The organism is Robertmurraya sp. FSL W8-0741, assembly GCF_038004005.1.
Classification (GTDB): Bacteria; Bacillota; Bacilli; order Bacillales; family Cytobacillaceae; genus Robertmurraya; species Robertmurraya siralis.
In genome coordinates this window covers 279,995-302,500 of sequence record NZ_JBBOQG010000001.1, presented here as the reverse complement: position 1 = coordinate 302,500, position 22,506 = coordinate 279,995, and the positions used below count along the sequence as shown (strand labels likewise).

Annotated in this window: 19 protein-coding genes and 2 rRNA genes; all 21 read left to right on the top strand. The window is 41.7% G+C overall.

All coding sequences use genetic code 11. The features are described 5' to 3' along the window. Nucleotides 1–333: 333 nt before the first annotated feature. The 21 genes from NST02_RS01520 (at nucleotide 334) to rplK (ending at nucleotide 22,145) form a co-directional block, all read left to right on the top strand. Nucleotides 334–3,289, top strand: a 23S ribosomal RNA gene (locus NST02_RS01520). 96 nt (nucleotides 3,290–3,385) lie between these two features. After that, nucleotides 3,386–3,502: ribosomal RNA gene (rrf, locus tag NST02_RS01515) — 5S ribosomal RNA — on the top strand. Nucleotides 3,503–4,145: 643 nt separating this feature from the next. Then, nucleotides 4,146–4,607: a CtsR family transcriptional regulator gene (locus NST02_RS01510; RefSeq protein ID WP_095313643.1), complete on the top strand. Its 462-nt coding sequence runs from the start codon at nucleotides 4,146–4,148 to the stop codon at nucleotides 4,605–4,607. 25 nt (nucleotides 4,608–4,632) lie between these two features. After that, complete coding sequence (locus tag NST02_RS01505; RefSeq protein ID WP_095313646.1) at nucleotides 4,633–5,184, top strand: UvrB/UvrC motif-containing protein; 552 nt, start codon at nucleotides 4,633–4,635, stop codon at nucleotides 5,182–5,184. A 1-nt stretch (nucleotide 5,185) separates the two neighbouring features. Further along, nucleotides 5,186–6,250, top strand: a complete 1,065-nt coding sequence (locus tag NST02_RS01500; RefSeq protein WP_137744336.1) for a protein arginine kinase — start codon at nucleotides 5,186–5,188, stop codon at nucleotides 6,248–6,250. Nucleotides 6,251–6,281: 31 nt separating this feature from the next. Continuing rightward, nucleotides 6,282–8,720, top strand: a complete 2,439-nt coding sequence (gene clpC, locus NST02_RS01495) for an ATP-dependent protease ATP-binding subunit ClpC (protein ID WP_095313651.1) — start codon at nucleotides 6,282–6,284, stop codon at nucleotides 8,718–8,720. A gap of 242 nt (nucleotides 8,721–8,962) precedes the next feature. Continuing rightward, a complete protein-coding gene (radA, locus tag NST02_RS01490) occupies nucleotides 8,963–10,351 on the top strand; it encodes a DNA repair protein RadA (RefSeq protein WP_340947767.1) in 1,389 nt (462 codons plus the stop codon). A gap of 912 nt (nucleotides 10,352–11,263) precedes the next feature. Further along, the gene (locus NST02_RS01485; protein ID WP_095313655.1) at nucleotides 11,264–12,346 is read left to right on the top strand and encodes a PIN/TRAM domain-containing protein; all 1,083 of its coding nucleotides are present in this window, start codon (nucleotides 11,264–11,266) and stop codon (nucleotides 12,344–12,346) included. 66 nt (nucleotides 12,347–12,412) lie between these two features. After that, nucleotides 12,413–13,096 (top strand): 2-C-methyl-D-erythritol 4-phosphate cytidylyltransferase, encoded by a 684-nt coding sequence (ispD, locus tag NST02_RS01480; RefSeq protein WP_095313657.1) that lies wholly within the window; start codon nucleotides 12,413–12,415, stop codon nucleotides 13,094–13,096. A gap of 51 nt (nucleotides 13,097–13,147) precedes the next feature. Beyond that, nucleotides 13,148–13,627 (top strand): 2-C-methyl-D-erythritol 2,4-cyclodiphosphate synthase, encoded by a 480-nt coding sequence (ispF, locus tag NST02_RS01475; protein ID WP_340947765.1) that lies wholly within the window; start codon nucleotides 13,148–13,150, stop codon nucleotides 13,625–13,627. Between the two features lie 47 nt (nucleotides 13,628–13,674). Beyond that, entirely contained in the window at nucleotides 13,675–15,132 is a 1,458-nt protein-coding gene (gltX, locus tag NST02_RS01470; protein WP_340947764.1) for a glutamate--tRNA ligase, read from the top strand. Between the two features lie 498 nt (nucleotides 15,133–15,630). Beyond that, nucleotides 15,631–16,278 carry a serine O-acetyltransferase gene (cysE, locus tag NST02_RS01465; RefSeq protein WP_095313663.1) on the top strand — a complete coding sequence of 216 codons (648 nt, stop codon included), beginning with the start codon at nucleotides 15,631–15,633 and terminating at the stop codon, nucleotides 16,276–16,278. 1 nt (nucleotide 16,279) lies between these two features. After that, a complete protein-coding gene (gene cysS / locus NST02_RS01460; protein WP_137744333.1) occupies nucleotides 16,280–17,677 on the top strand; it encodes a cysteine--tRNA ligase in 1,398 nt (465 codons plus the stop codon). A gap of 3 nt (nucleotides 17,678–17,680) precedes the next feature. Then, complete coding sequence (locus NST02_RS01455) at nucleotides 17,681–18,100, top strand: Mini-ribonuclease 3 (protein WP_095313668.1); 420 nt, start codon at nucleotides 17,681–17,683, stop codon at nucleotides 18,098–18,100. Next, nucleotides 18,101–18,841, top strand: a complete 741-nt coding sequence (gene rlmB, locus NST02_RS01450) for a 23S rRNA (guanosine(2251)-2'-O)-methyltransferase RlmB (RefSeq protein WP_095313671.1) — start codon at nucleotides 18,101–18,103, stop codon at nucleotides 18,839–18,841. Nucleotides 18,842–18,846: 5 nt separating this feature from the next. Further along, nucleotides 18,847–19,356: an NYN domain-containing protein gene (locus NST02_RS01445; protein WP_095313675.1), complete on the top strand. Its 510-nt coding sequence runs from the start codon at nucleotides 18,847–18,849 to the stop codon at nucleotides 19,354–19,356. Nucleotides 19,357–19,425: 69 nt separating this feature from the next. Further along, nucleotides 19,426–20,085, top strand: coding sequence for an RNA polymerase sporulation sigma factor SigH (gene sigH, locus NST02_RS01440; protein ID WP_095313679.1), 660 nt, complete (start codon nucleotides 19,426–19,428; stop codon nucleotides 20,083–20,085). 99 nt (nucleotides 20,086–20,184) lie between these two features. Further along, nucleotides 20,185–20,328 (top strand): 50S ribosomal protein L33, encoded by a 144-nt coding sequence (gene rpmG / locus NST02_RS01435; protein WP_095313683.1) that lies wholly within the window; start codon nucleotides 20,185–20,187, stop codon nucleotides 20,326–20,328. 112 nt (nucleotides 20,329–20,440) lie between these two features. Continuing rightward, nucleotides 20,441–20,620 (top strand): preprotein translocase subunit SecE, encoded by a 180-nt coding sequence (gene secE, locus NST02_RS01430; protein WP_095313686.1) that lies wholly within the window; start codon nucleotides 20,441–20,443, stop codon nucleotides 20,618–20,620. A gap of 257 nt (nucleotides 20,621–20,877) precedes the next feature. Further along, nucleotides 20,878–21,411 (top strand): transcription termination/antitermination protein NusG, encoded by a 534-nt coding sequence (gene nusG, locus NST02_RS01425; RefSeq protein WP_095313688.1) that lies wholly within the window; start codon nucleotides 20,878–20,880, stop codon nucleotides 21,409–21,411. Nucleotides 21,412–21,719: 308 nt separating this feature from the next. Beyond that, nucleotides 21,720–22,145 (top strand): 50S ribosomal protein L11, encoded by a 426-nt coding sequence (rplK, locus tag NST02_RS01420; protein WP_019157072.1) that lies wholly within the window; start codon nucleotides 21,720–21,722, stop codon nucleotides 22,143–22,145. Nucleotides 22,146–22,506 lie beyond the last annotated feature (361 nt).

Below are 22,506 nucleotides of genomic sequence, written 5' to 3'. Positions count from 1 at the left end.
GGAGCGTGCGTAGTAGGCACGTGAGGAGGTTGACGATTGAGCTGACGAAGTAATACGCCGCTTATTGGAAGCCGAACAAGAGGGTTTCGAGAAGCAAGCAGATCAAGGAAGCGACCGAACGAGCATCGGAGCGTACGTAATGGGTACGTGAGGAGCGTAGAGAGGGAGCTGACGCAGAGATGCGCCGCTTATCGGAAGCCGAAAGTTGAGGGAAATGAGAAGCAAACAAGTCGAGGAATCAAGCGAGGAAGTACCGGAGCGTACGTAGTCTGTACGTGAGGATGCTGACGAGTGAAGATGACGAAGAGATGTGTAGCTGATCATTTGCCGAATGGTTAAGTTATAAAGGGCGCACGGTGGATGCCTTGGCACTAGGAGCCGATGAAGGACGGGACTAACACCGATATGCTTCGGGGAGCTGTAAGTAAGCTTTGATCCGGAGATTTCCGAATGGGGAAACCCATCATCCGTAATGGGATGGTATCCATACCTGAATACATAGGGGATGGAAGGCAGACCCGGGGAACTGAAACATCTAAGTACCCGGAGGAAGAGAAAGCAAACGCGATTCCCTGAGTAGCGGCGAGCGAAACGGGATTAGCCCAAACCAAGAGGCTTGCCTCTTGGGGTTGTAGGACACTCTATACGGAGTTACAAAGGAACGGAGTAAACGAACAAGTCTGGAAAGGCTGGTCAGAGAAGGTAACAACCCTGTAGTTGAAACTTCGTTCCCTCTTGAGTGGATCCTGAGTACGGCGGGACACGTGAAATCCCGTCGGAAGCTGGGAGGACCATCTCCCAAGGCTAAATACTCCCTAGTGACCGATAGTGAACCAGTACCGTGAGGGAAAGGTGAAAAGCACCCCGGAAGGGGAGTGAAAGAGAACCTGAAACCGTGTGCCTACAAGTAGTTAGAGCCCTATGCATATTTTCCTTTGGAAACATGCTGGGTGATAGCGTGCCTTTTGTAGAATGAACCGGCGAGTTACGATTGCATGCAAGGTTAAGTTGAGAAGACGGAGCCGCAGCGAAAGCGAGTCTGAATAGGGCGTCTTGAGTATGTAGTCGTAGACCCGAAACCAGGTGATCTACCCATGTCCAGGTTGAAGTTCAGGTAACACTGAATGGAGGACCGAACCCACGCACGTTGAAAAGTGCGGGGATGAGGTGTGGGTAGCGGAGAAATTCCAATCGAACTTGGAGATAGCTGGTTCTCTCCGAAATAGCTTTAGGGCTAGCCTCACGAAGAACGAGTCTTGGAGGTAGAGCACTGTTTGGACTAGGGGCCCTCATCGGGTTACCGAATTCAGACAAACTCCGAATGCCAAGTACTTAAACGTGGGAGTCAGACTGCGAGTGATAAGATCCGTAGTCAAAAGGGAAACAGCCCAGACCACCAGCTAAGGTCCCAAAGTATACGTTAAGTGGAAAAGGATGTGGGGTTGCTTAGACAACCAGGATGTTGGCTTAGAAGCAGCCATCATTTAAAGAGTGCGTAATAGCTCACTGGTCGAGTGACCCCGCGCCGAAAATGTACCGGGGCTAAACGTATCACCGAAGCTGTGGGTGTACACCGTAGGTGTACGCGGTAGGAGAGCGTTCTAAGGGCGTTGAAGCTAGACCGGAAGGACTGGTGGAGCGCTTAGAAGTGAGAATGCCGGTATGAGTAGCGAAAGATGGGTGAGAATCCCATCCACCGAATGCCTAAGGTTTCCTGAGGAAGGCTCGTCCGCTCAGGGTTAGTCGGGACCTAAGCCGAGGCCGAAAGGCGTAGGCGATGGACAACAGGTTGATATTCCTGTACCACCTCGTTTTTGTTTGAGCGATGGGGGGACGCAGGAGGATAGGGTAAGCGCACTGCTGGATATGTGCGTCTAAGCAGTTAGAGCGGCAAGTAGGCAAATCCGCTTGCCATACGCTTGAGCTGTGACAGCGAGGGAAATCAAGTACCGAAGTTCCTGATTCCACACTGCCAAGAAAAGCCTCTAGTGAGAAAACAGGTGCCCGTACCGCAAACCGACACAGGTAGGCGAGGAGAGAATCCTAAGGTGAGCGAGAGAACTCTCGTTAAGGAACTCGGCAAAATGACCCCGTAACTTCGGGAGAAGGGGTGCTTTTTAGGGTGCATAGCCCTGAAGAGCCGCAGTGAATAGGCCCAGGCGACTGTTTAGCAAAAACACAGGTCTCTGCGAAGCCGCAAGGCGAAGTATAGGGGCTGACGCCTGCCCGGTGCTGGAAGGTTAAGAGGAGGGGTTAGCTTACGCGAAGCTCTGAATTGAAGCCCCAGTAAACGGCGGCCGTAACTATAACGGTCCTAAGGTAGCGAAATTCCTTGTCGGGTAAGTTCCGACCCGCACGAAAGGCGTAACGATCTGGGCACTGTCTCAACGAGAGACTCGGTGAAATTATAGTACCTGTGAAGATGCAGGTTACCCGCGACAGGACGGAAAGACCCCGTGGAGCTTTACTGTAGCCTGATATTGAATTTTGGTACAGCTTGTACAGGATAGGTAGGAGCCGTGGAAGCCGGAGCGCTAGCTTCGGTGGAGGCGTCGGTGGGATACTACTCTGGCTGTATTGACATTCTAACCCGCACCTCTGATCGAGGTGGGAGACAGTGTCAGGTGGGCAGTTTGACTGGGGCGGTCGCCTCCTAAAGAGTAACGGAGGCGCCCAAAGGTTCCCTCAGAATGGTTGGAAATCATTCGTAGAGTGTAAAGGCACAAGGGAGCTTGACTGCGAGACCTACAAGTCGAGCAGGGACGAAAGTCGGGCTTAGTGATCCGGTGGTTCCGCATGGAAGGGCCATCGCTCAACGGATAAAAGCTACCCCGGGGATAACAGGCTTATCTCCCCCAAGAGTCCACATCGACGGGGAGGTTTGGCACCTCGATGTCGGCTCATCGCATCCTGGGGCTGTAGTCGGTCCCAAGGGTTGGGCTGTTCGCCCATTAAAGCGGTACGCGAGCTGGGTTCAGAACGTCGTGAGACAGTTCGGTCCCTATCCGTCGTGGGCGTAGGAAATTTGAGAGGAGCTGTCCTTAGTACGAGAGGACCGGGATGGACGCACCGCTGGTGTACCAGTTGTTCTGCCAAGAGCATCGCTGGGTAGCTATGTGCGGAAGGGATAAGTGCTGAAAGCATCTAAGCATGAAGCCCCCCTCAAGATGAGATTTCCCATAGCGCAAGCTAGTAAGAACCCTGAAAGATGATCAGGTTGATAGGTCAGAGGTGGAAGCATGGTGACATGTGGAGCTGACTGATACTAATCGTTCGAGGACTTAACCAAATAGGTTACTCGGTCTTTTTCTTCTTCATCCATTATCTAGTTTTGAAGGGACAAAGCTTTTTGCGTAAGCAAAATCGATTTCCTTCAATCAAATAGTCCGGTGACGATAGCGAGAAGGTCACACCCGTTCCCATACCGAACACGGAAGTTAAGCTTCTCAGCGCCGATGGTAGTGAGGGGCTGTCCCCTTGTGAGAGTAGGACGCTGCCGGGCAAAGGAAAAAGAGTATCCGCGAGGGTGCTCTTATTTTGATCTCAAATGTGGATAAAAACGAGATGCGCAATAGGCATTGAGGTGCGCATAATTATACCTTAAATCGGCGCAATTGAACACCAAACGCGTACAATCCAACGTACAAAACTACAAAACACGCCCACCCTCTAAAACAGCGCAATTTAACGTCAGAAACTACTTAACCTTACCAAATCCCCGCAACTCAACGTAAACTAAAATCCTACCAAGTGTGTACTTTTCAGCACAAAACCGAGCGTAATCACGAGCGAATAGAAACGTTCAACCTAAAGATCAGTGCAGTTATTCTAAAAGCCTTGCCATCATTCGAGTATAAACGATCAAAAAGAGTTACCCTCTGAAGCTTTTCATCTATAAAAAGGGGGCACTATTGATAATTGCTGCAGGAAGGAACATTCAACTATCCAATTCATTAATACTCGTTTGAAAATCACAAAAAATGGGGAAAATTAGTAAGGTGAATAAAGGAGAGCACCCTTTTAAAGTCCCATAATCAAAGCAAAAATCATCCAATGAATTGTTAAGGTTCCTTCGTTGCAAATTGACGTCTTCTTCATGTATAATAAAAGTCAAATATAGTCAAAGTCAGATAGGAGGAGGTCTTTTGAGGAATATCTCCGACGTCATTGAACATTACTTGAAACAAGTATTGGAAATGAGCGAAAAAGAGATTGTTGAAATTAAGAGAAGTGAAATTGCTGACAAATTTCAATGCGTCCCATCTCAAATCAACTATGTGATCAATACGCGATTTACGATTGAAAAAGGTTATATTGTTGAAAGCAAAAGAGGTGGTGGAGGCTATATCCGAATCATGAGAGTCCAATCTTATGATCATGCAGACCTTATTGACCAACTATTATCGATTATTGATAATCGGATATCGCAAAATAGTGCCGAAAATGTAATATATCGACTTGTTGAAGAAGAAGTTATTTCAAAAAGAGAAGCAAAGATTATGCTTAGTGTTATGGATCGTTCGGTATTATATATTGATTTACCGTATAGAGATGAGCTTCGTTCAAGAATGATAAAAGCAATGCTCACTACTCTTAAATATAAATAAAGAGAGTATAAGGGGTGATAGGACAATGAAGTGTCAGGAATGCCATGAAAGAGAAGCAACCTTGCATTTTACACAAGTTAATAATGGAGAAAAAACAGTCCTGCATTTATGTGAAAAGTGTGCTCAAGAAAAAGGTGAGGCCTTTATCGTAAATACAGGGGGATTTTCTATTAATAATTTATTGGCTGGTTTGTTCAATCTCCAAAACAATTTTCAACCAGCGAAGCAAGCGCAAGCTCCGCTTTATAAAGAGGATAGCTTGCGTTGTGATGAATGCTCGATGACTTATGAGCAGTTTGTTAAAATAGGTCGATTTGGTTGTGCAAATTGCTATGAAACTTTTAAGGGCCAATTAAATCCAATTATTAGACGTTTGCATAGTGGAAATTGGGCTCATAATGGGAAGATACCAAGGCGAATAGGAGGAAGCCTCCATGTTCGCAAAAATATTGAAAATCTAAAGCAAACGATTCAAGAACTTATCTCTCGTGAAGAATTTGAAAAGGCAGCAGAGATTCGCGATCAAATACGCTCATTAGAAAAACAGTTAGAGCGTAGTAATGAGGGAGGATATTGACATGTCATTGGAGAGGTTCTTAAACCAAGCAGTAAGCTCATGGATGAGTGCGGAAGGTCCCAATTCAGACATTGTATTAAGTTCGCGAATACGTTTGGCTAGAAATTTCAAGGATTATAAATTTCCGACAGTATTTACAAGTGAAGAGGGTCAGAAAGTAATTGATGCCGTTTACCAAAGTGTAAGTGGGCATCCATTTTCCTCGATTGGAACTTTGGAATTATTAGTGATGGATGACCTTCAGCCGTTGCAAAAAAGGGTGTTGGTAGAAAAGCATTTAATTAGTCCGTATCTTGAGAAAAATGCTGTACTAGGTGCATGTATTCTTTCAGAGAATGAAGAAGTCAGCATCATGGTGAATGAAGAAGACCATATTCGGATTCAATGTTTGTTTCCTGGGCTACAAATTTCAGAAGCATTGAAAGTTGCCAATGAAATTGATGATCATATCGAGAAGCAAGTAGATTATGCATACGATGAACAGATTGGTTATTTAACAAGCTGTCCGACAAATGTAGGGACAGGGATGAGAGCGTCTGTCATGATGCATTTGCCTGGTCTTGTTCTTACCCATCAGTTAAATCGGATTATACCGGCGATCAATCAGCTTGGATTAGTAGTGAGAGGGATATATGGTGAAGGCAGCGAGGCACTGGGCAATATTTTTCAAATATCCAATCAAATTACTCTGGGAAAATCGGAAGAGGATATCGTTGAAGATCTTCAAGGTGTAGTGGCCCAATTAATTTCCGAGGAAAGATCAGCAAGAGAAGCATTAGCAAAAACTTCAAACATACAATTAGAAGACAAAGTTTTTCGCTCATATGGGGTCCTGTCTAATTGTCGAGTGATTGAAAGCAAAGAAGCGGCAAGCTGTTTATCAGATGTCCGTTTAGGGATTGATATGGGATTCATTAAAAATATTTCTAAAAATATCTTGAACGAACTGATGATTCTCACTCAGCCGGGATTTTTGCAACAATATGCCGGAGGTCCTTTAAGACCAGATGAACGGGATATAAGGCGTGCTTCATTAATAAGAGAACGATTGAATATGGAACATTAATAAACTTAATTTAGTAGGGAGGATATAGACGATGATGTTTGGACGATTTACAGAAAGAGCTCAAAAAGTATTGGCTTTAGCGCAAGAGGAAGCGAATCGTTTAGGTCATAACAATATTGGAACGGAACATGTATTGCTAGGTCTTGTCCGCGAAGGTGAAGGGATAGCTGCCAAAGCTCTTTATGCATTGGGATTAGGTTCTGACAAAATTCAAGAAGAGGTAGAGAACTTAATCGGCAGAGGTCAAGATGCCTCGCAGACGCCACACTACACTCCGAGAGCGAAAAAAGTGATCGAGCTATCGATGGATGAGGCACGAAAGCTTGGCCATTCATATGTTGGAACGGAGCATATTCTCCTTGGTTTAATTCGTGAGGGTGAAGGTGTGGCAGCCCGTGTATTAAATAATCTAGGTGTTAGCTTAAACAAGGCTCGCCAGCAGGTCCTCCAATTATTAGGTAGCAACGAATCTGCGGGACATCAAGGCGGTTCAGCAGCAAGTGCAAATACACCGACACTAGATAGTTTAGCCCGTGATTTAACAGCGATTGCCCGTGAAGGAAGTCTTGATCCGGTTATTGGTCGCAGCAAAGAAATCCAACGTGTGATTGAAGTGTTAAGCCGCCGTACTAAAAATAATCCTGTTCTTATTGGAGAGCCGGGAGTTGGTAAGACAGCAATTGCTGAAGGTCTTGCTCAACAAATCGTCCATAATGAAGTTCCTGAGATTCTACGAGATAAAAGAGTGATGACATTAGATATGGGAACAGTGGTGGCTGGCACGAAGTATCGCGGTGAATTTGAGGATCGTTTGAAAAAAGTTATGGATGAGATTCGTCAGGCTGGAAATATCATCTTATTCATTGATGAATTGCACACTTTAATTGGTGCCGGTGGAGCAGAAGGAGCGATTGATGCGTCGAATATTTTAAAACCTTCATTGGCTCGTGGAGAACTCCAATGTATCGGTGCGACAACACTTGACGAATATCGAAAATACATTGAAAAGGATGCTGCGCTAGAACGTCGTTTCCAACCGATTACGGTTGACGAGCCGACCTCTGAAGAATCTGTGCAAATTTTAAAAGGACTGCGTGACCGTTATGAAGCTCATCATCGCGTCTCGATTACAGATGAAGCGATTGAAGCAGCGGTTAAGTTATCGGATCGTTATATTTCCGATCGATTCTTACCAGATAAGGCGATCGACTTAATTGATGAAGCAGGTTCTAAAGTAAGGCTTCGTTCCTATACAACACCTCCTAATTTAAAAGAACTTGAGGTGAAATTAGAAGAAGTTCGAAAAGAGAAGGATGCGGCCGTTCAAAGTCAGGAATTTGAAAAGGCAGCTTCACTTAGAGATTCTGAACAGCGTCTGCGTGAACAATTAGAAGAGACAAAGAAAACGTGGAAAGAAAAACAAGGGAAAGAGAATTCGGAGGTAACGGTGGAAGATATTGCGAGTGTTGTATCGAGCTGGACCGGTATTCCTGTCTCTAAATTGGCTCAAACGGAAACGCAAAAGCTTCTGAATCTTGAAGAAATCCTCCATTCTCGTGTTATTGGTCAAGAAGAAGCGGTTAATGCCATTTCCAAAGCGGTGCGTAGAGCTCGTGCTGGTTTAAAGGATCCGAAGAGACCGATTGGCTCATTTATTTTCTTGGGACCTACCGGAGTTGGGAAAACAGAACTTGCCCGCGCGTTAGCGGAAGCGATGTTCGGTGACGAAGATGCGATGATTCGAGTAGATATGTCTGAATACATGGAGAAGCACTCGACTTCAAGACTTGTTGGCTCGCCTCCAGGATATGTTGGCTATGATGAGGGTGGACAATTAACAGAAAAGGTTCGCAGGAAGCCATATTCTGTTATCCTTCTTGATGAAATCGAAAAGGCACATCCAGATGTCTTTAACATTTTGCTTCAAGTGCTTGAGGATGGTCGTTTGACAGACTCGAAAGGAAGAACGGTAGACTTCCGCAATACGGTGTTAATCATGACGTCGAATGTCGGTGCAGAATCGTTAAAACGCAACAAGTATGTCGGTTTTAATCTTCAAGATGGAGAGCAGGATTATAAAGATATGAAGGGGAAAGTGATGGAGGAATTAAAAAGAGCATTCCGTCCTGAATTCCTAAACCGTATTGACGAGATTATCGTTTTCCATGCATTAGAGAAAAAACATTTAACAAATATTGTTACATTAATGTCTGATCAATTAATTAAACGTCTTAATGAACAAGATATTAAATTGCAGCTGACAGCTGCTGCAATAGAGAAGATTGCCGATGAGGGCTATGATCCAGAATACGGAGCTCGCCCATTAAGAAGAGCGATTCAAAAACATATTGAAGATCGCTTGTCTGAAGAGTTGCTTAAGGGTACGGTGTTAACAGGGCAAGCGGTGATCATTGATGTTAAAAATGGTGAATTCACCGTGAAGTCGAACGCGCCACAGCTTAATAAATAAAGGAAATGGGATCAGAGGTATTCGCATTTTACGGTGCGGATACCTCATTTCTTTTGCACAGCTTTCCTAAAATTTTTTAGTATGTATCATTTTCCTTGCCCCTCTATTGGAATTTTAGAGGTAAAATAAGTATGTAAGATTGTGACGATAATGAGGGAAGCAATCATTTTTGTAAAAAGAGCCTTCTTTTTGTACCATTTTGTATGATGGTAGAAGTAGATTCACGGATGAGGATGATCAGGTTGAAAAAAGTAAAAACAGTTTATATTTGTACAAGCTGTGAAACCCAGCACCCTAAATGGCAAGGGTTTTGCAATGGCTGTGGAGAACGGGGAACCCTTAAGGAACAAACAAGTGGCGGTAGTGAATCAAAGCAAACAAAGCTAAGAGTGGCGAGAACCAATGTGGCCGTTAAAAGATTATTAGAGACAAATTCTTCAAAAAGCGACCGACTCGTAACATCAATCTCTGAATTTAACCGGGTAATGGGTGGTGGTATCGTTAAGGACTCCCTATCGATCATTACAGCGGTGCCTGGGGCTGGGAAGTCCACTCTGCTACTGCAGGTAAGTCAGGATTTGGCTTCAAAGGGCTATAAAATTCTCTACGCATCAGGTGAGGAGAGTGAGAGTCAAATCAAAAACCGGGCAGAGCGGATTTTACCAAGTATTCATGAGAATATTTGGATTCATTCTGACACGAGCATGAACAATGTGTTAGGGATCATTGAAGCGGTAGATGCAGACGTCGTCATTATTGACAGTATTCAAACCTTCGTATTAGAAGAATACCCTTCAAGGCCTGGAAGTCCGACGCAAACGATGGAATGTGCCAATGCGATGCTGAAGGTGGCAAAAAGTGCAGAGCGGCCAAGAGCGGTGATGATGGTCGGACAGATGACAAAGGATAATGAGTTAGCCGGATTACGGGCTTTGGAGCATTTAGTTGATACAGTGCTTGTTTTAGATGGTGAAGATGGGGAAGAACTAAAGCAGCTTTCCGCCAGCAAAAACCGTTATGGAAGCACGGGGGAAATGGGCTTTTTCTCGATGGAAGAGGATGGTCTAAGAGCAATTGATAATCCTTCTGAATTTTTCATTACGCAACGAAATGAAATCGTAAGCGGAAGTGCGCTTACGGTGATAAAGGAAGGGACAAGGCCAATTATTGTTGAGGTGGAGAGTTTAGTATCTCCGACCTTTACTCCGTACCCATCTCGGATTGGTGAGTGTATGCGTAAGGATCAAATCAATACGCTCACTGCGATATTGGAGCAACGCGCGGGTTTACAGATGCTGACGCAAAATGTCGTCATTAAAACAACTGGAGGCATACGGTTAAAGGAAACGTCTAGCAACCTAGCTGTTCTCATGAGTATCGTCTCTTCTTATAAAGGAAAAGGAATTCCAAACGATGTTGTTTTTATTGCTGATATAGGATTAACAGGGGAATTAAAGAAGGTCCCTACTTTAGAAGCGCGCATTCGTGAAATTGAGCGAATGGGCTATAAAAAAGCGTATATTGCCAGAAATGCCTTACGAAACCAAAGTGCTTTTAAAAACATCGAAGTGATCCCGTGTAACACATTAGCCGAAGTAATTGATATAGTATTTAACTCAACGCCATTTTAATAATGGCGTTTTTATATGGCTCAAGACACGGCAACCATCTAGATGGTGCAAATCGACCTTGGCGTTGCCTCAACCGGCAGAGAAACGGGAAAGGCTGAAGCAATCATGTATCAAAATCTTAGTTCAACAAAACAGAAAACGGATACTTAGTAAAGGAAGTGGAAAGCAATATAGAATAAATACATAGTTCGAGGTTGTTGCAGGTATTATGCTAGATAGAATTTCGTTTAATCGGTAGGTATAAATTGTTTTTTATCATTATTGACAGTGCACGTATAATGTTTTTATTCAGTCAGTCACCTGTTCAGAAATGAATGTATACATGTCATGTTGAAGATTTTTAAGCTTTGGTTTGTTGATAAATAAATATTTATATAGTCCGCGTCGATGGCGAATAGAACCAAATTACACGACAAGTGAGAGTTCTCAAATTGTTCCTGTTTCTACAGAAGAGCTAATGGATAACTAAGGAACGATTAAAGCCAGGTTGGAGTTGTTGCAGAATGGCTGATTTTAAAAAATCCATTGAATTCGAATTGTTCATATGCTAGAATTAACAGTTTGTCTTAATTAGGTCTAAATGGCTGTTTAATGCTATGAAACGAATAAAATCAGGTAATATATACCTAATTTCTCGGTTAAAAACGAATGTTATTTCTTTTTTTATACAAATTGTTCGTCTTTTGTCTTTTTTACCCAAAATTAACGAATCATCTCATTTGACACTTTTTTTTTAGGGTGCTACGCTTATATTGTATTAAATGAACGAAAAAGAGTGGAGCGAAAGAAAAATGAGTTTGCATTTTTCTAATATAACAAATGCGTTGCACTCTCTTAACAAAGTTAAAAAACTCTGTAATATTAGGTTTCAATTTATAGAATTTGTTTATAATGTATAAAGGAGGTGAAGGAATGTTAAAGCGAATAATTCAAGCTTGCTTCCTTATTACAGGTGGAACGCTTGGGATTTTTTTTATTGGTGATTTATTAAATCTACTCAGTTTTGGTGATATTCTGGTCATTAACAATCCTTACGTAACTGCGGTAGTTGGTGCTATTATATTTTATCTTATTACTTTTTGGGCAGTTGATTATATTGTTAATTTTGTGAAGTGGGTTGAAGAATCCTTAGTTAAGGCCCCGATCACAGATATTTTAGCGGTTAGTATTGGTTTAGGTTTTGGACTTGTTATTGCATTTTTAGTAGGATTCGCACTAAATATGATAGAGGTTCCGATCGTAAATACTGTGGCTCCTATTTTAATTACGTTATTATTCGGTTATTTAGGTTTCCAGGTGGGCTACAAAAAACGAGATGAGTTAATGGCGTTGTTAGCTCGAAATAAAAAGAAGCCTGTTGAAGAGGATGTAGAAGCAGGGGATCGGAATGTCCTGAAGATTTTAGATACGAGCGTTATTATTGACGGTAGAATTGCTGACATTTGTCAAACAGGGTTTCTTGAAGGTACGATTGTCATCCCGCAATTTGTGTTAGGTGAATTACAGCATATTGCCGATTCGTCTGATGTTTTGAAAAGAAACCGCGGACGTAGAGGGCTTGATATTCTGAATCGCATTCAAAAAGAGCTCTCGATGAATGTGGAGATTTATGAAGGTGATTTTGAGGATGTTCAAGAGGTCGATAGTAAGCTTGTAAAATTGGCAAAATTAACAAATGGCGTCGTTGTTACAAATGATTTCAACTTAAATAAAGTGTGTGAATTGCAAAAGGTATCGGTTTTAAATATTAACGATCTTGCCAATGCGGTTAAACCAGTAGTGCTGCCTGGTGAAGAAATGAACGTTCAAGTCATTAAAGATGGAAAAGAGCAAAATCAAGGAATTGCCTATTTGGACGATGGAACAATGATCGTGGTAGAAGGTGGTCGCGATTATATTGGCAAGCATATTGAGGTGTTGGTAACAAGTGTTCTTCAGACATCTGCTGGACGAATGATTTTTGCCAAGCCCAAATTATTAGAAAAAGCTCTATAATAGAGCTTAGCTAGATAAATAATTTAGTTATTAGTAAGGCTCATTGGAGCTGGATTGGAGTTTATTATGGCTTATGAAGTCATCATTCCTGCTGCCGGACAAGGAAAAAGAATGGGAGCAGGGAAAAACAAGCTTCTTTTGGAACTAAATGATATTCCTGTCCTTATTCATACTTTAAGGGTTTTTGAGGAAGATAAACAATGCGCTGGTATTATATTGGCGATAGCTCCGCAGGACGAAAGCTCGTTTAGAAAATTATTGAAAGAGTATGGTATCCACAAAGTTGCGGCAATGGTTTACGGTGGAGAGGAACGGCAATATAGCGTTTATAATGGGCTGCAAGCAGCAACTACCAAAGGGGTTGTCTTGGTCCATGATGGTGCTAGACCTTTCATTGACGTTCATCTTATTCATCAGTTGGTAGTAGCAGCAGATGAGCATGGCTCAGCGGTAGCAGCGGTTCCTGTAAAGGATACAATCAAGAGAGTTCAACAGAACGAAGTGGTTGAGACTGTGGATCGATCAAGCTTGTGGGCAATTCAAACCCCACAAGCTTTTCGTATGTCTATTCTTAAAAGGGCGCATGAGCATGCTCTTGAAATAAATTTTCTTGGAACAGATGAAGCAAGTCTAGTGGAGAAATTGCATTATCCAGTAAAGATTGTTGAAGGAAGTTATGATAATATTAAGCTGACTACGAAAGAAGATCTCTATTTTGCAGAGGCAATTATGAAAAAGACTGGGCGTTGATGAAGGCTTGAGCCTATTGAGGTGATGGCTATGGATGAAAGGTGATAAAGGATGTTTCGAATAGGGCAAGGCTTTGATGTACATCAATTAACAGAGGGAAGGCCGTTAATTATTGGAGGAATTGAAATTCATCATGAAAAAGGGCTGCTTGGACACTCGGATGCAGATGTGCTTTTACATACGATAACAGACGCATGCTTAGGAGCAGTTGGAGAAGGGGATATCGGAAGGCATTTTCCGGATACTGATCCAGCATTTAAGGACGCTGATTCGGCAAAGCTTCTCGTGCATATTTGGCAAATGATTAAGGAAAAGGGGTATTCGTTGGTGAATGCAGATTGTACGATTATTGCCCAAAAACCAAAAATGGCCCCTTACATAGAACAAATGAAAGTAAGAATCGCAGAGTTGTTAGAGTGTGACCCTGGGCAAATTAATGTGAAGGCCACAACGACAGAAAAGCTTGGCTTTACTGGCAGGGGGGAAGGAATTGCTGCACAAGCTGTTGTATTATTGCAGAAAGTGAAATGATTTTCGTGTTACAATGAGGAGACATGAATTCATATAGGAGGAACATTATGTCAAACGATATTCGAGTTCGTTATGCACCAAGTCCAACGGGACATTTGCATATTGGAAATGCACGGACTGCTTTATTTAACTATTTATTTGCCCGCAATCAAGGCGGAAAGTTTATTATTCGTATAGAAGATACGGATAAAAAGCGCAATATAGCTGGAGGAGAAGAAAGTCAGCTAAAGTACTTAAAGTGGCTTGGCATTGAATGGGATGAGAGCATAGATATAGATGGTGGCTATGGTCCTTATCGTCAGTCTGAAAGAAATGAAATATATGCCAAATACTACCAGGAGCTTCTTGATAACGGTCTAGCTTATAAATGCTATTGTACGGAAGAGGAATTAGAAGCGGAAAGAGAAGCGCAAAGCGATTCTAAGCAAATTGCTGGTTATTCTGGTCGGTGCCGTCATTTAACAGAAGAACAAAAAGATCAATTTGAAAAAGAAGGTAGACAACCGAGCATTCGTTTCCGTGTACCAGAAGGACGAGTATATGCTTTTGATGATATGGTGAAAGGGAATGTATCTTTTGACTCCGATGGGGTTGGAGGAGATTTTGTTATCGTCAAAAAGGATGGCACGCCAACTTATAACTTTGCTGTTGCGGTCGATGATTATTTAATGAACATCACCCATGTTTTACGTGGGGATGATCATATTTCCAATACACCTAAACAATTGATGATTTATGAAGCTTTAAATTGGCAAGCTCCTGTTTTTGGACATATGACGCTCATCGTTAATGAAAATCGCAAAAAGCTAAGCAAACGCGATGAGTCGATCATTCAATTTATTGAGCAATACGAGGAGCTGGGATATCTTCCGGAAGCGTTATTCAACTTTATTGCATTGCTTGGTTGGTCTCCGGCTGGTGAAGAGGAAGTCTACTCCAAGGATGAATTAATTAAAATTTTTGATGCTGAAAGATTGTCTAAATCACCGGCATTGTTTGATAAGCAAAAGTTGGCTTGGATGAATAATCAATATATGAAAAAGCTAGAAATTGATAAGCTCGTAGAGATTTCATTGCCTCATCTGATTAAAGCGGGTCGAGTGAGTGAAAATATGACCGAAGCAGACAGGCAATGGGCTTATGATTTAATTGCTCTTTATCAGGAACAAATGAGCTATGGTGCAGAGATTGTCGAGCTCTCTGAGTTATTCTTTAAGGATGAAGTAATTAGAGACGATGAAGCCGAAGCTGTATTGGCTGATGAAGATGTTCCGGCTGTATTGGCTGCCTTTTTACAAGAAATCGAGCAGGCAGATGAATTGACTGCAGAGGGGATTAAAGCTTCTATTAAAGCCGTTCAGAAAAGCACAGGTCAAAAAGGAAAGAAATTATTTATGCCTATCCGTGTTGCTACAACAGGGCAAACTCATGGACCGGACTTACCAAAAGCGATAGCTTTATTAGGACAAAAGAAAGTTATAAGTCGATTAAAGCAGCTTTTATAATTCGATAATTGATTAATTTCTTTCGCTAGTGGGAATCTACTAGTTAACAGTTTTGGGAAAATGTAATATAGTATAAGTAAAATTACAGAATCAATGTTTAAATACAGGGAAAATGTAGATGAGGAAAAGTAGGAAATTGAAGCTTTCAAGAGAGAACCAAGGAAAAATCGGTGTAATGATTTTTTCAGCTGAGATTGGTTTAAAGCCCCTCTTTTTCTGAAATGCGCCTCTGAGTCTCATTTCGAAAGGGTTTGTCCTTAGTAGACTTTGAGCGGGTTGCGACCGTTAAATGCTTAAAAGTTGAGGTTGAGCTTTCGGCCTAAACAGAGTGGAACCGCGCGAAAATGCGTCTCTGTCTTATAGACAGGGGCGCATTTTTTATTGTCTGCGATTTTTTTGACGATGAAAAGCGCACAAAACAAATTTTTGGTTTATGCACAATATGGTTTAATATCGCGTTAATCTAAATGCTGTTAGACTTGAAAGGGGGAAGAGAGAATGTTTAAGATGTTGAAGGAGGATATTGAGGTTGTCTTTGATCAAGATCCAGCTGCAAGGACTTATCTTGAAGTTATTTTAACTTACTCCGGGTTGCATGCGATTTGGAGTCATCGCATAGCGCACGCCTTTTATAAAAGAAAACTTTATTTTATTGCACGCGTCATTTCGCAAATTAGCCGTTTTTTTACGGGAATTGAAATTCACCCTGGTGCAAAAATAGGCCGCCGCTTTTTCATTGATCACGGCATGGGGGTCGTTATAGGAGAGACATGTGAGATTGGCGACAACGTTACCGTGTTTCAAGGTGTCACGCTAGGCGGTACAGGGAAGGAAAAGGGAAAGCGTCACCCTACTATTAAAGATAATGCTTTAATCGCCACAGGAGCTAAAGTACTAGGTTCGATTACAGTGGGGGAAAATTCTAAAATAGGTGCTGGCTCTGTCGTGTTGAAGGAGGTTCCCCCGAATTCTACGGTAGTGGGGATTCCGGGTAAAGTCGTGATCCAAGATGGGGTAAAGCTCAACAAAGATTTAAATCATTCGGATCTTCCCGACCCTGTTGCAGATCGATTTAAAATGTTAGAAGAAAAAATGAAGCAATTGCAGAAGGAAATAGATGAGTTACAGCGAGAAAGGAGCATGTAGAATGACAATTAAAGTTTATAATACCCTCACAAGGAAAAAAGAAGATTTTATTCCTTTAGAAGAGGGAAAGGTGAAAATGTATGTGTGCGGACCGACTGTATACAATTATATTCATATTGGAAATGCGCGTCCGGCAATCGTATTCGATACTGTTAGAAGGTATTTTCAATTTCGCGGTTTTGACGTGAAATTCATTTCCAATTTTACAGATGTTGATGATAAGCTCATTCGAGTAGCTAATGAATTAGGAGAAGAGGTTCCTGATATCGCTAATCGCTTTATTGCGGCTTACCATGAAGATGTCCATGCTTTAGGATGCAAAGAGGCAGATGTTCATCCACGTGTGACAGAAAATATGGATATCATTATTGATTTTATAAGCATGTTAATGGCAAAAGGTTATGCTTATGAATCAGATGGAGATGTTTATTATCATACACGAAAGTTCAAGGAATATGGGAAGCTTTCCCACCAATCAATTGATGAGCTTCGAGTGGGTGCGCGTATAGCGGTTGGAGAAAAAAAGCAAGATGCGCTTGACTTTGTTCTTTGGAAAGCAGCGAAGCCGGGGGAAATTTCTTGGGAAAGTCCTTGGGGAAAAGGAAGACCTGGATGGCATATTGAATGCTCGGCAATGGCAAGAAAATATTTAGGAGATACCATTGATATTCATGCTGGGGGACAGGACTTGGCTTTTCCGCACCATGAAAATGAAATAGCGCAATCTGAGGCGCTAACAGAAAAAGCATTTGCCCGATACTGGATGCATAATGGCTATATTAATATTGATAATGAAAAGATGTCTAAATCATTAGGGAATTTTGTCCTTGTTCATGACATTATTAAGAGACATGACCCGCAGGTTCTGCGCTTCTTTATGCTTTCTGTTCATTATCGGAATCCGATCAATTATTCAGAGGAACTGCTCGTTAATACTGAGTCAGCGTTAGAGCGAATTAAAACATCTTATCAGAATTTGAAGCATCGCCAAGCGGTGAGTGCTGAATTAACGGATCAAAATCAAAGTTGGCTTAAGCAAATACAAGAATTGCACTCCCAATTTATTGGGGCGATGGATGATGATTTTAACACGGCAAATGCCATTTCTGTTTTGTTTGAATTAGCTAAGCTGGCAAATTTATACCTTATGGAAAAGAATACGTCTGCTGAAGTAATCGCTGCTCTTATGAATGAATTTAAAGAGTTGTTCGACGTATTAGGGCTAAAGCTTGAAGATGATGTCCTGTTGGACGAAGAAATTGAAGCATTGATTGAGAAACGGATTCAAGCTCGGAAGGATCGGGATTTTCAATTAGCAGATGAGATTCGCGATCAGCTTAAAGATATGAAAATTATTCTAGAAGATACTCCACAAGGTACTCGTTGGAAAAGAGGCTAACAGATGCTCCCATATGAAAGCAACTTAGAAGTGAAACAATTAAATAGTTTAGCATTAGCGTACATGGGTGATGCTGTATTTGAGGTTTATGTACGTGAACATCTTATCCAAAATGGACGGGTTAAGCCGCATCACCTTCATAAAGAGGCGACAAAATACGTGTCAGCAAAAGCGCAGGCAAAAATAATTCGCTATTTTCTTGAGCAAAAGCTTTTAACGGAAGAAGAGACTGCTGTAGTGATGAGAGGGAGAAATGCAAAGTCAGGAACCGTGCCGAAAAATACGGATGTGCAAACGTATCGGTACGGTACTGCCTTTGAGGCGTTGATCGGCTACTTGTATTTATTAAAAAAAGAAGAGCGGTTAGATGAAGTTGTTCTGCAGTCATTTGCCGTTGTTGATGGCCAGAAAGGAGGAGCCTAGGTGAGTCAAGATTATATTATTGGAAAAAACCCTGTTATTGAGGCGTTAAAATCGGAGCGGGATGTGAATAAAGTATTAATTGCAGAGGGTTCTCAAAAAGGGCAAATGCAACAAGTGATCGGCTTGGCTAAGGAACGGAATGTGATGGTGCAGTTTGTACCGAAGAAAAAAATTGATGGCTTGGTTGAAGGGAATCATCAAGGCGTCATTGCTCAGGTTGCTGCCTATCAGTATGCAGAGCTGGATGATTTGTTTTCCCGTGCTGAGAAAAGGAGTGAAGTTCCATTCTTTCTCCTCCTTGATGAAATTGAAGATCCGCATAATTTAGGTTCAATTATGAGAACAGCCGATGCGGTGGGCGCCCATGGCATTATCATTCCAAAAAGAAGAGCAGTTGGATTGACGGCGACGGTAGCAAAGGCGTCGACTGGAGCGATTGAATATATTCCAGTCGTAAGAGTGACGAATATGTCAAGAACGATTGATGAACTGAAAGAACGCGGAGTTTGGATTGCGGGTACGGATGCAAAGGGTAAGGAGGATTTCCGCGAGTTTGACGGCACGCTACCGCTCGGTCTAGTAATTGGAAGCGAAGGAAAAGGCATGGGTCGTTTAATTAGGGATAAATGTGATTTTCTCATCCGTTTGCCGATGAAAGGGAAGGTAACATCATTAAATGCTTCCGTAGCGGCTGCGCTTCTTATGTATGAAGTATATCGAAAACGTTACCCGCTTGGGTGAAAAACATGGACATCCTGATTGTAGATGGCTATAACATAATCGGTGATTGGCCTGAACTAAAAGAGTTAAAAAATAAAGATTTGGCTGCAGCTCGCGATCGCTTAGTCGAAAAAATGGCAGAATATCAAGCGTATTCTGGGTTTCGAGTAATTGTTGTATTTGATGCCCAGTATGTCAAAGGAACAGAAAGAAAATACCGCAATTTTAAAGTGGATGTGATTTTTACACGGACTAACGAGACGGCAGATGAGAGGATTGAAAAGTTAGCTATTTCTTTGAATAATCGCAAGACGCAAATACATGTAGCGACTTCGGATTATACGGAACAATGGGCTATTTTTGGGCAAGGTGCTCTACGTAAATCTGCAAGAGAACTTTTGATTGAAATGGAATCGATTGAGCGAAAAATTGAAAAAAAAGTTAAAAAAATCCAAGAAAAGGGCCCGAATTCCAAGATACCGCTTACGAAGGAAGTGGCAGAAATTTTCGAAAAATGGCGGAGAGGCGAGAGATGACAGGTTGACGGGGTAAAAAAAGCTACTGTATAATATTGCTAACTAGCTTGTACGGTCGGGGGGATCCTAGTGAGTACTGACTACGGAACAAAAGAAAACGAAAGCTTTATTAATTATGTTCAGCTTGAAGACGAAGAGCTGGTGGAGTTGGTTCATCAAGGTGCAGGAGAGGCCTTGGATTTCCTCATTCACAAGTATCGTAATTTTGTACGGGCAAAAGCTAGGTCCTATTTTTTAATTGGTGCAGACAAGGAAGATATTGTTCAAGAAGGCATGATTGGTTTGTATAAAGCTATACGTGATTTCAAAGAGGACAAGCTTACTTCTTTTAAAGCGTTTGCAGAGCTCTGCATTACGAGACAGATTATAACGGCGATCAAAACGGCAACAAGGCAAAAGCATATTCCGCTAAACTCTTATGTCTCATTGGACAAGCCGATCTATGATGAAGAATCGGATCGTACGTTAATGGACGTGATTTCTGGTGCGAAAGTCATGGACCCTGAAGAACTTATTATCAATCAGGAAGAATTTGACCATATCGAGATTAAAATGTCTGAGCTCCTAAGTGATTTAGAGCGTAAAGTATTAGCGTTATATTTAGATGGACAATCCTATCAGGAGATTTCAGAAGAATTAAATCGGCATGTGAAATCAATTGATAATGCTCTTCAACGTGTCAAAAGAAAGCTAGAAAGATATCTAGAGGTGCGGGAGCTTACTTTGTGAAATCGTGTCCGTGAAGCTCCTCGGTGTTTGCTTTTATTACATATTGACAGTGTATCTTGTCCGTGATACAGTTTTAGAGATATAAAAGTAGGTGGCAAAATGACAAAGAAGGTTGCTCTTGCCTGTTCTCATTGTGGTACTAGAAATTATTCAACTGCAAGTAAAAAAGAAGCAGAGCGTCTAGAATTAAAGAAATTTTGCAATACGTGCAATGCTCATACACTTCATCGTGAAACGAAATAACTGAAATTTAATATAGATTTTTTTCTAATGGTACGTATGGTTTATCATGGAGCATTGGTCATTATTTATTCTTCTTAGAACAGCAATTCCTTAAAAAGTTGGAGGTCTACTCATGCAACGCATCGTAAATTTTTTCAAAGATGTCGGCCGTGAAATGGGAAAAGTTAGTTGGCCTAAAAGGAAAGAGCTAACGAGCTATACTATTACGGTTTTAGTTACGGTTATTTTCTTTACCATTTTCTTTGCAGTAGTCGATTTGGGGATTTCTGAATTGATTCGTTTAATTCCTTGAATAACCCCCATGACTTAATGGTATAATGGAAAGGTGATAGGAATTTTTTTAAAGCCCGGTGACGGGTTTTTTAATTTGCAAAAAAATGACAGATGTGAAGTTTTGAGATTTAAAAATGCTAGTTTTTGCAGTGCTTGTATTTAGGCTTACTAGATTTAACAGGGGTTAGTGCCTTTGGAGAATGTGCTTGTAGCGGTACAGGCTCGTCGAGGAGAATTTGATTTGTGTAGGGAGGGAAGGACGTAGTGTCCTGACAAATGGAAAAGAATTGGTATGTGGTTCATACTTACTCAGGCTATGAGAACAAGGTTAAAACAAACCTTGAGAAGCGTGTTGAAACGATGGGAATGCAAGATAAGATTTTCCGTGTGATTGTGCCGGAGGAAGAAGAAACGGATATTAAAAATGGCAAGAAAAAAACAGTAAAGCGCAAAGTGTTTCCCGGTTATGTATTAGTGGAATTGATCATGACGGATGATTCTTGGTATGTTGTTCGCAACACACCAGGAGTAACCGGATTTGTTGGTTCTGCTGGCTCTGGATCCAAGCCGACACCGCTTTTGCAAGAGGAAATTAATTCTATCTTGAAGACGTTAGGTGTGGAAGAGAAAAGAATCGATATTGATTTCGAAATTGGGGAAACAGTCCGTGTTAAAGAGGGTCCATTTGCTAACTTTACAGGCTCAATTGAAGAGATTGATAAAGATAAAGCGAAGTTGAGAGTTCTTGTAAATATGTTTGGTCGTGATACACCAGTTGAACTGGAATTCACACAAATTGACAAATTATAAGTTGTCAATGTAAAACTAGCTACATGTTCGCCTGTAAATAGACTAAGTAAGCAGATTTTGGACAGGCGGTTGACCTGCTTATGTTTGAAAGGGGAACATGACCTCCCCTTTTATTTCTTTTTCGAAAAAACTTGAAATCGAGTTTGAAAAGTGTTAATATTTCATAGGTCAGTATGTCTCGAGAAAGAGACGGAATATTGCCGAGTTCTTTATTTGTGAATATAAAGACAACTAGTTGAGTGGGAGGGTTTATTTTATTCGTAAAATCACCCTATTACCACATCACGGACTTTAAGGAGGTGTGTCTCGTGGCTAAAAAAGTAATTAAGGTAGTAAAATTGCAAATCCCTGCAGCTAAAGCGAATCCAGCACCACCAGTTGGACCGGCACTAGGTCAAGCAGGTGTTAATATCATGGGATTCTGTAAAGAGTTTAACGCTCGTACAGCTGAACAAGCTGGTTTAATCATACCTGTTGAAATTACGGTGTTTGAAGACCGTTCATTTACATTTATTACGAAAACTCCGCCTGCTGCCGTTCTTCTTAAGAAAGCAGCTGGAATCGAGTCTGGTTCTGGTGAACCGAACCGTAATAAGGTAGCAACAGTTAAGCGTGATAAAGTACGCGAGATTGCTGAATCAAAAATGCCTGATTTAAATGCAGCTAGCGTTGAAGCAGCTATGCGCATGGTTGAAGGTACTGCACGCAGCATGGGTATCGTTATCGAAGACTAATTCATGCTTAGTTTAAGGTTGATTAAATGGGGTTGCGACGTTGAATTTGGTTTCACTCGCAACCTTTGTTCTGTCAAAAGTGCTTTGCGCTTTTTTGATGACTAGCTCCAGATCCTATGGGTTCGAGGTTATAAGCCAATCCGTCAAGGAGGTTAAAGAACAACCTCCATGTCGGCTCGTCTTATACTTGTCGCCCATGAACAAGGCTCTTGCGCTTTTCGTTTTGTCTAGCTGTGGCGCCTAGCCCCTCGAGTGGAAAATTGAAAAGCATTTTCCCTTGGTCACAAGTCAATCCGTAATGAAGGTTAAAGAACAACCTTCTTTCCGGCTCGTCTTGTGCTTGTCGGGGCTGGTCAAGGCG

Excerpts from the sequence above, each read along its gene's own strand:
- secE (WP_095313686.1), top strand. The coding sequence starts at position 20,441 with ATGCAACGCATCGTAAATTTTTTCAAAGATGTCGGCCGTGAAATGGGA.
- NST02_RS01505 (WP_095313646.1), top strand. The coding sequence starts at position 4,633 with ATGAAGTGTCAGGAATGCCATGAAAGAGAAGCAACCTTGCATTTTACA.
- rpmG (WP_095313683.1), top strand. The coding sequence starts at position 20,185 with ATGACAAAGAAGGTTGCTCTTGCCTGTTCTCATTGTGGTACTAGAAAT.
- NST02_RS01485 (WP_095313655.1), top strand. The coding sequence starts at position 11,264 with ATGTTAAAGCGAATAATTCAAGCTTGCTTCCTTATTACAGGTGGAACG.
- gltX (WP_340947764.1), top strand. The coding sequence starts at position 13,675 with ATGTCAAACGATATTCGAGTTCGTTATGCACCAAGTCCAACGGGACAT.
- nusG (WP_095313688.1), top strand. The coding sequence starts at position 20,878 with ATGGAAAAGAATTGGTATGTGGTTCATACTTACTCAGGCTATGAGAAC.
- ispF (WP_340947765.1), top strand. The coding sequence starts at position 13,148 with ATGTTTCGAATAGGGCAAGGCTTTGATGTACATCAATTAACAGAGGGA.
- cysE (WP_095313663.1), top strand. The coding sequence starts at position 15,631 with ATGTTTAAGATGTTGAAGGAGGATATTGAGGTTGTCTTTGATCAAGAT.
- NST02_RS01500 (WP_137744336.1), top strand. The coding sequence starts at position 5,186 with ATGTCATTGGAGAGGTTCTTAAACCAAGCAGTAAGCTCATGGATGAGT.
- NST02_RS01455 (WP_095313668.1), top strand. The coding sequence starts at position 17,681 with ATGCTCCCATATGAAAGCAACTTAGAAGTGAAACAATTAAATAGTTTA.
- clpC (WP_095313651.1), top strand. The coding sequence starts at position 6,282 with ATGATGTTTGGACGATTTACAGAAAGAGCTCAAAAAGTATTGGCTTTA.
- ispD (WP_095313657.1), top strand. The coding sequence starts at position 12,413 with ATGGCTTATGAAGTCATCATTCCTGCTGCCGGACAAGGAAAAAGAATG.
- NST02_RS01445 (WP_095313675.1), top strand. The coding sequence starts at position 18,847 with ATGGACATCCTGATTGTAGATGGCTATAACATAATCGGTGATTGGCCT.
- cysS (WP_137744333.1), top strand. The coding sequence starts at position 16,280 with ATGACAATTAAAGTTTATAATACCCTCACAAGGAAAAAAGAAGATTTT.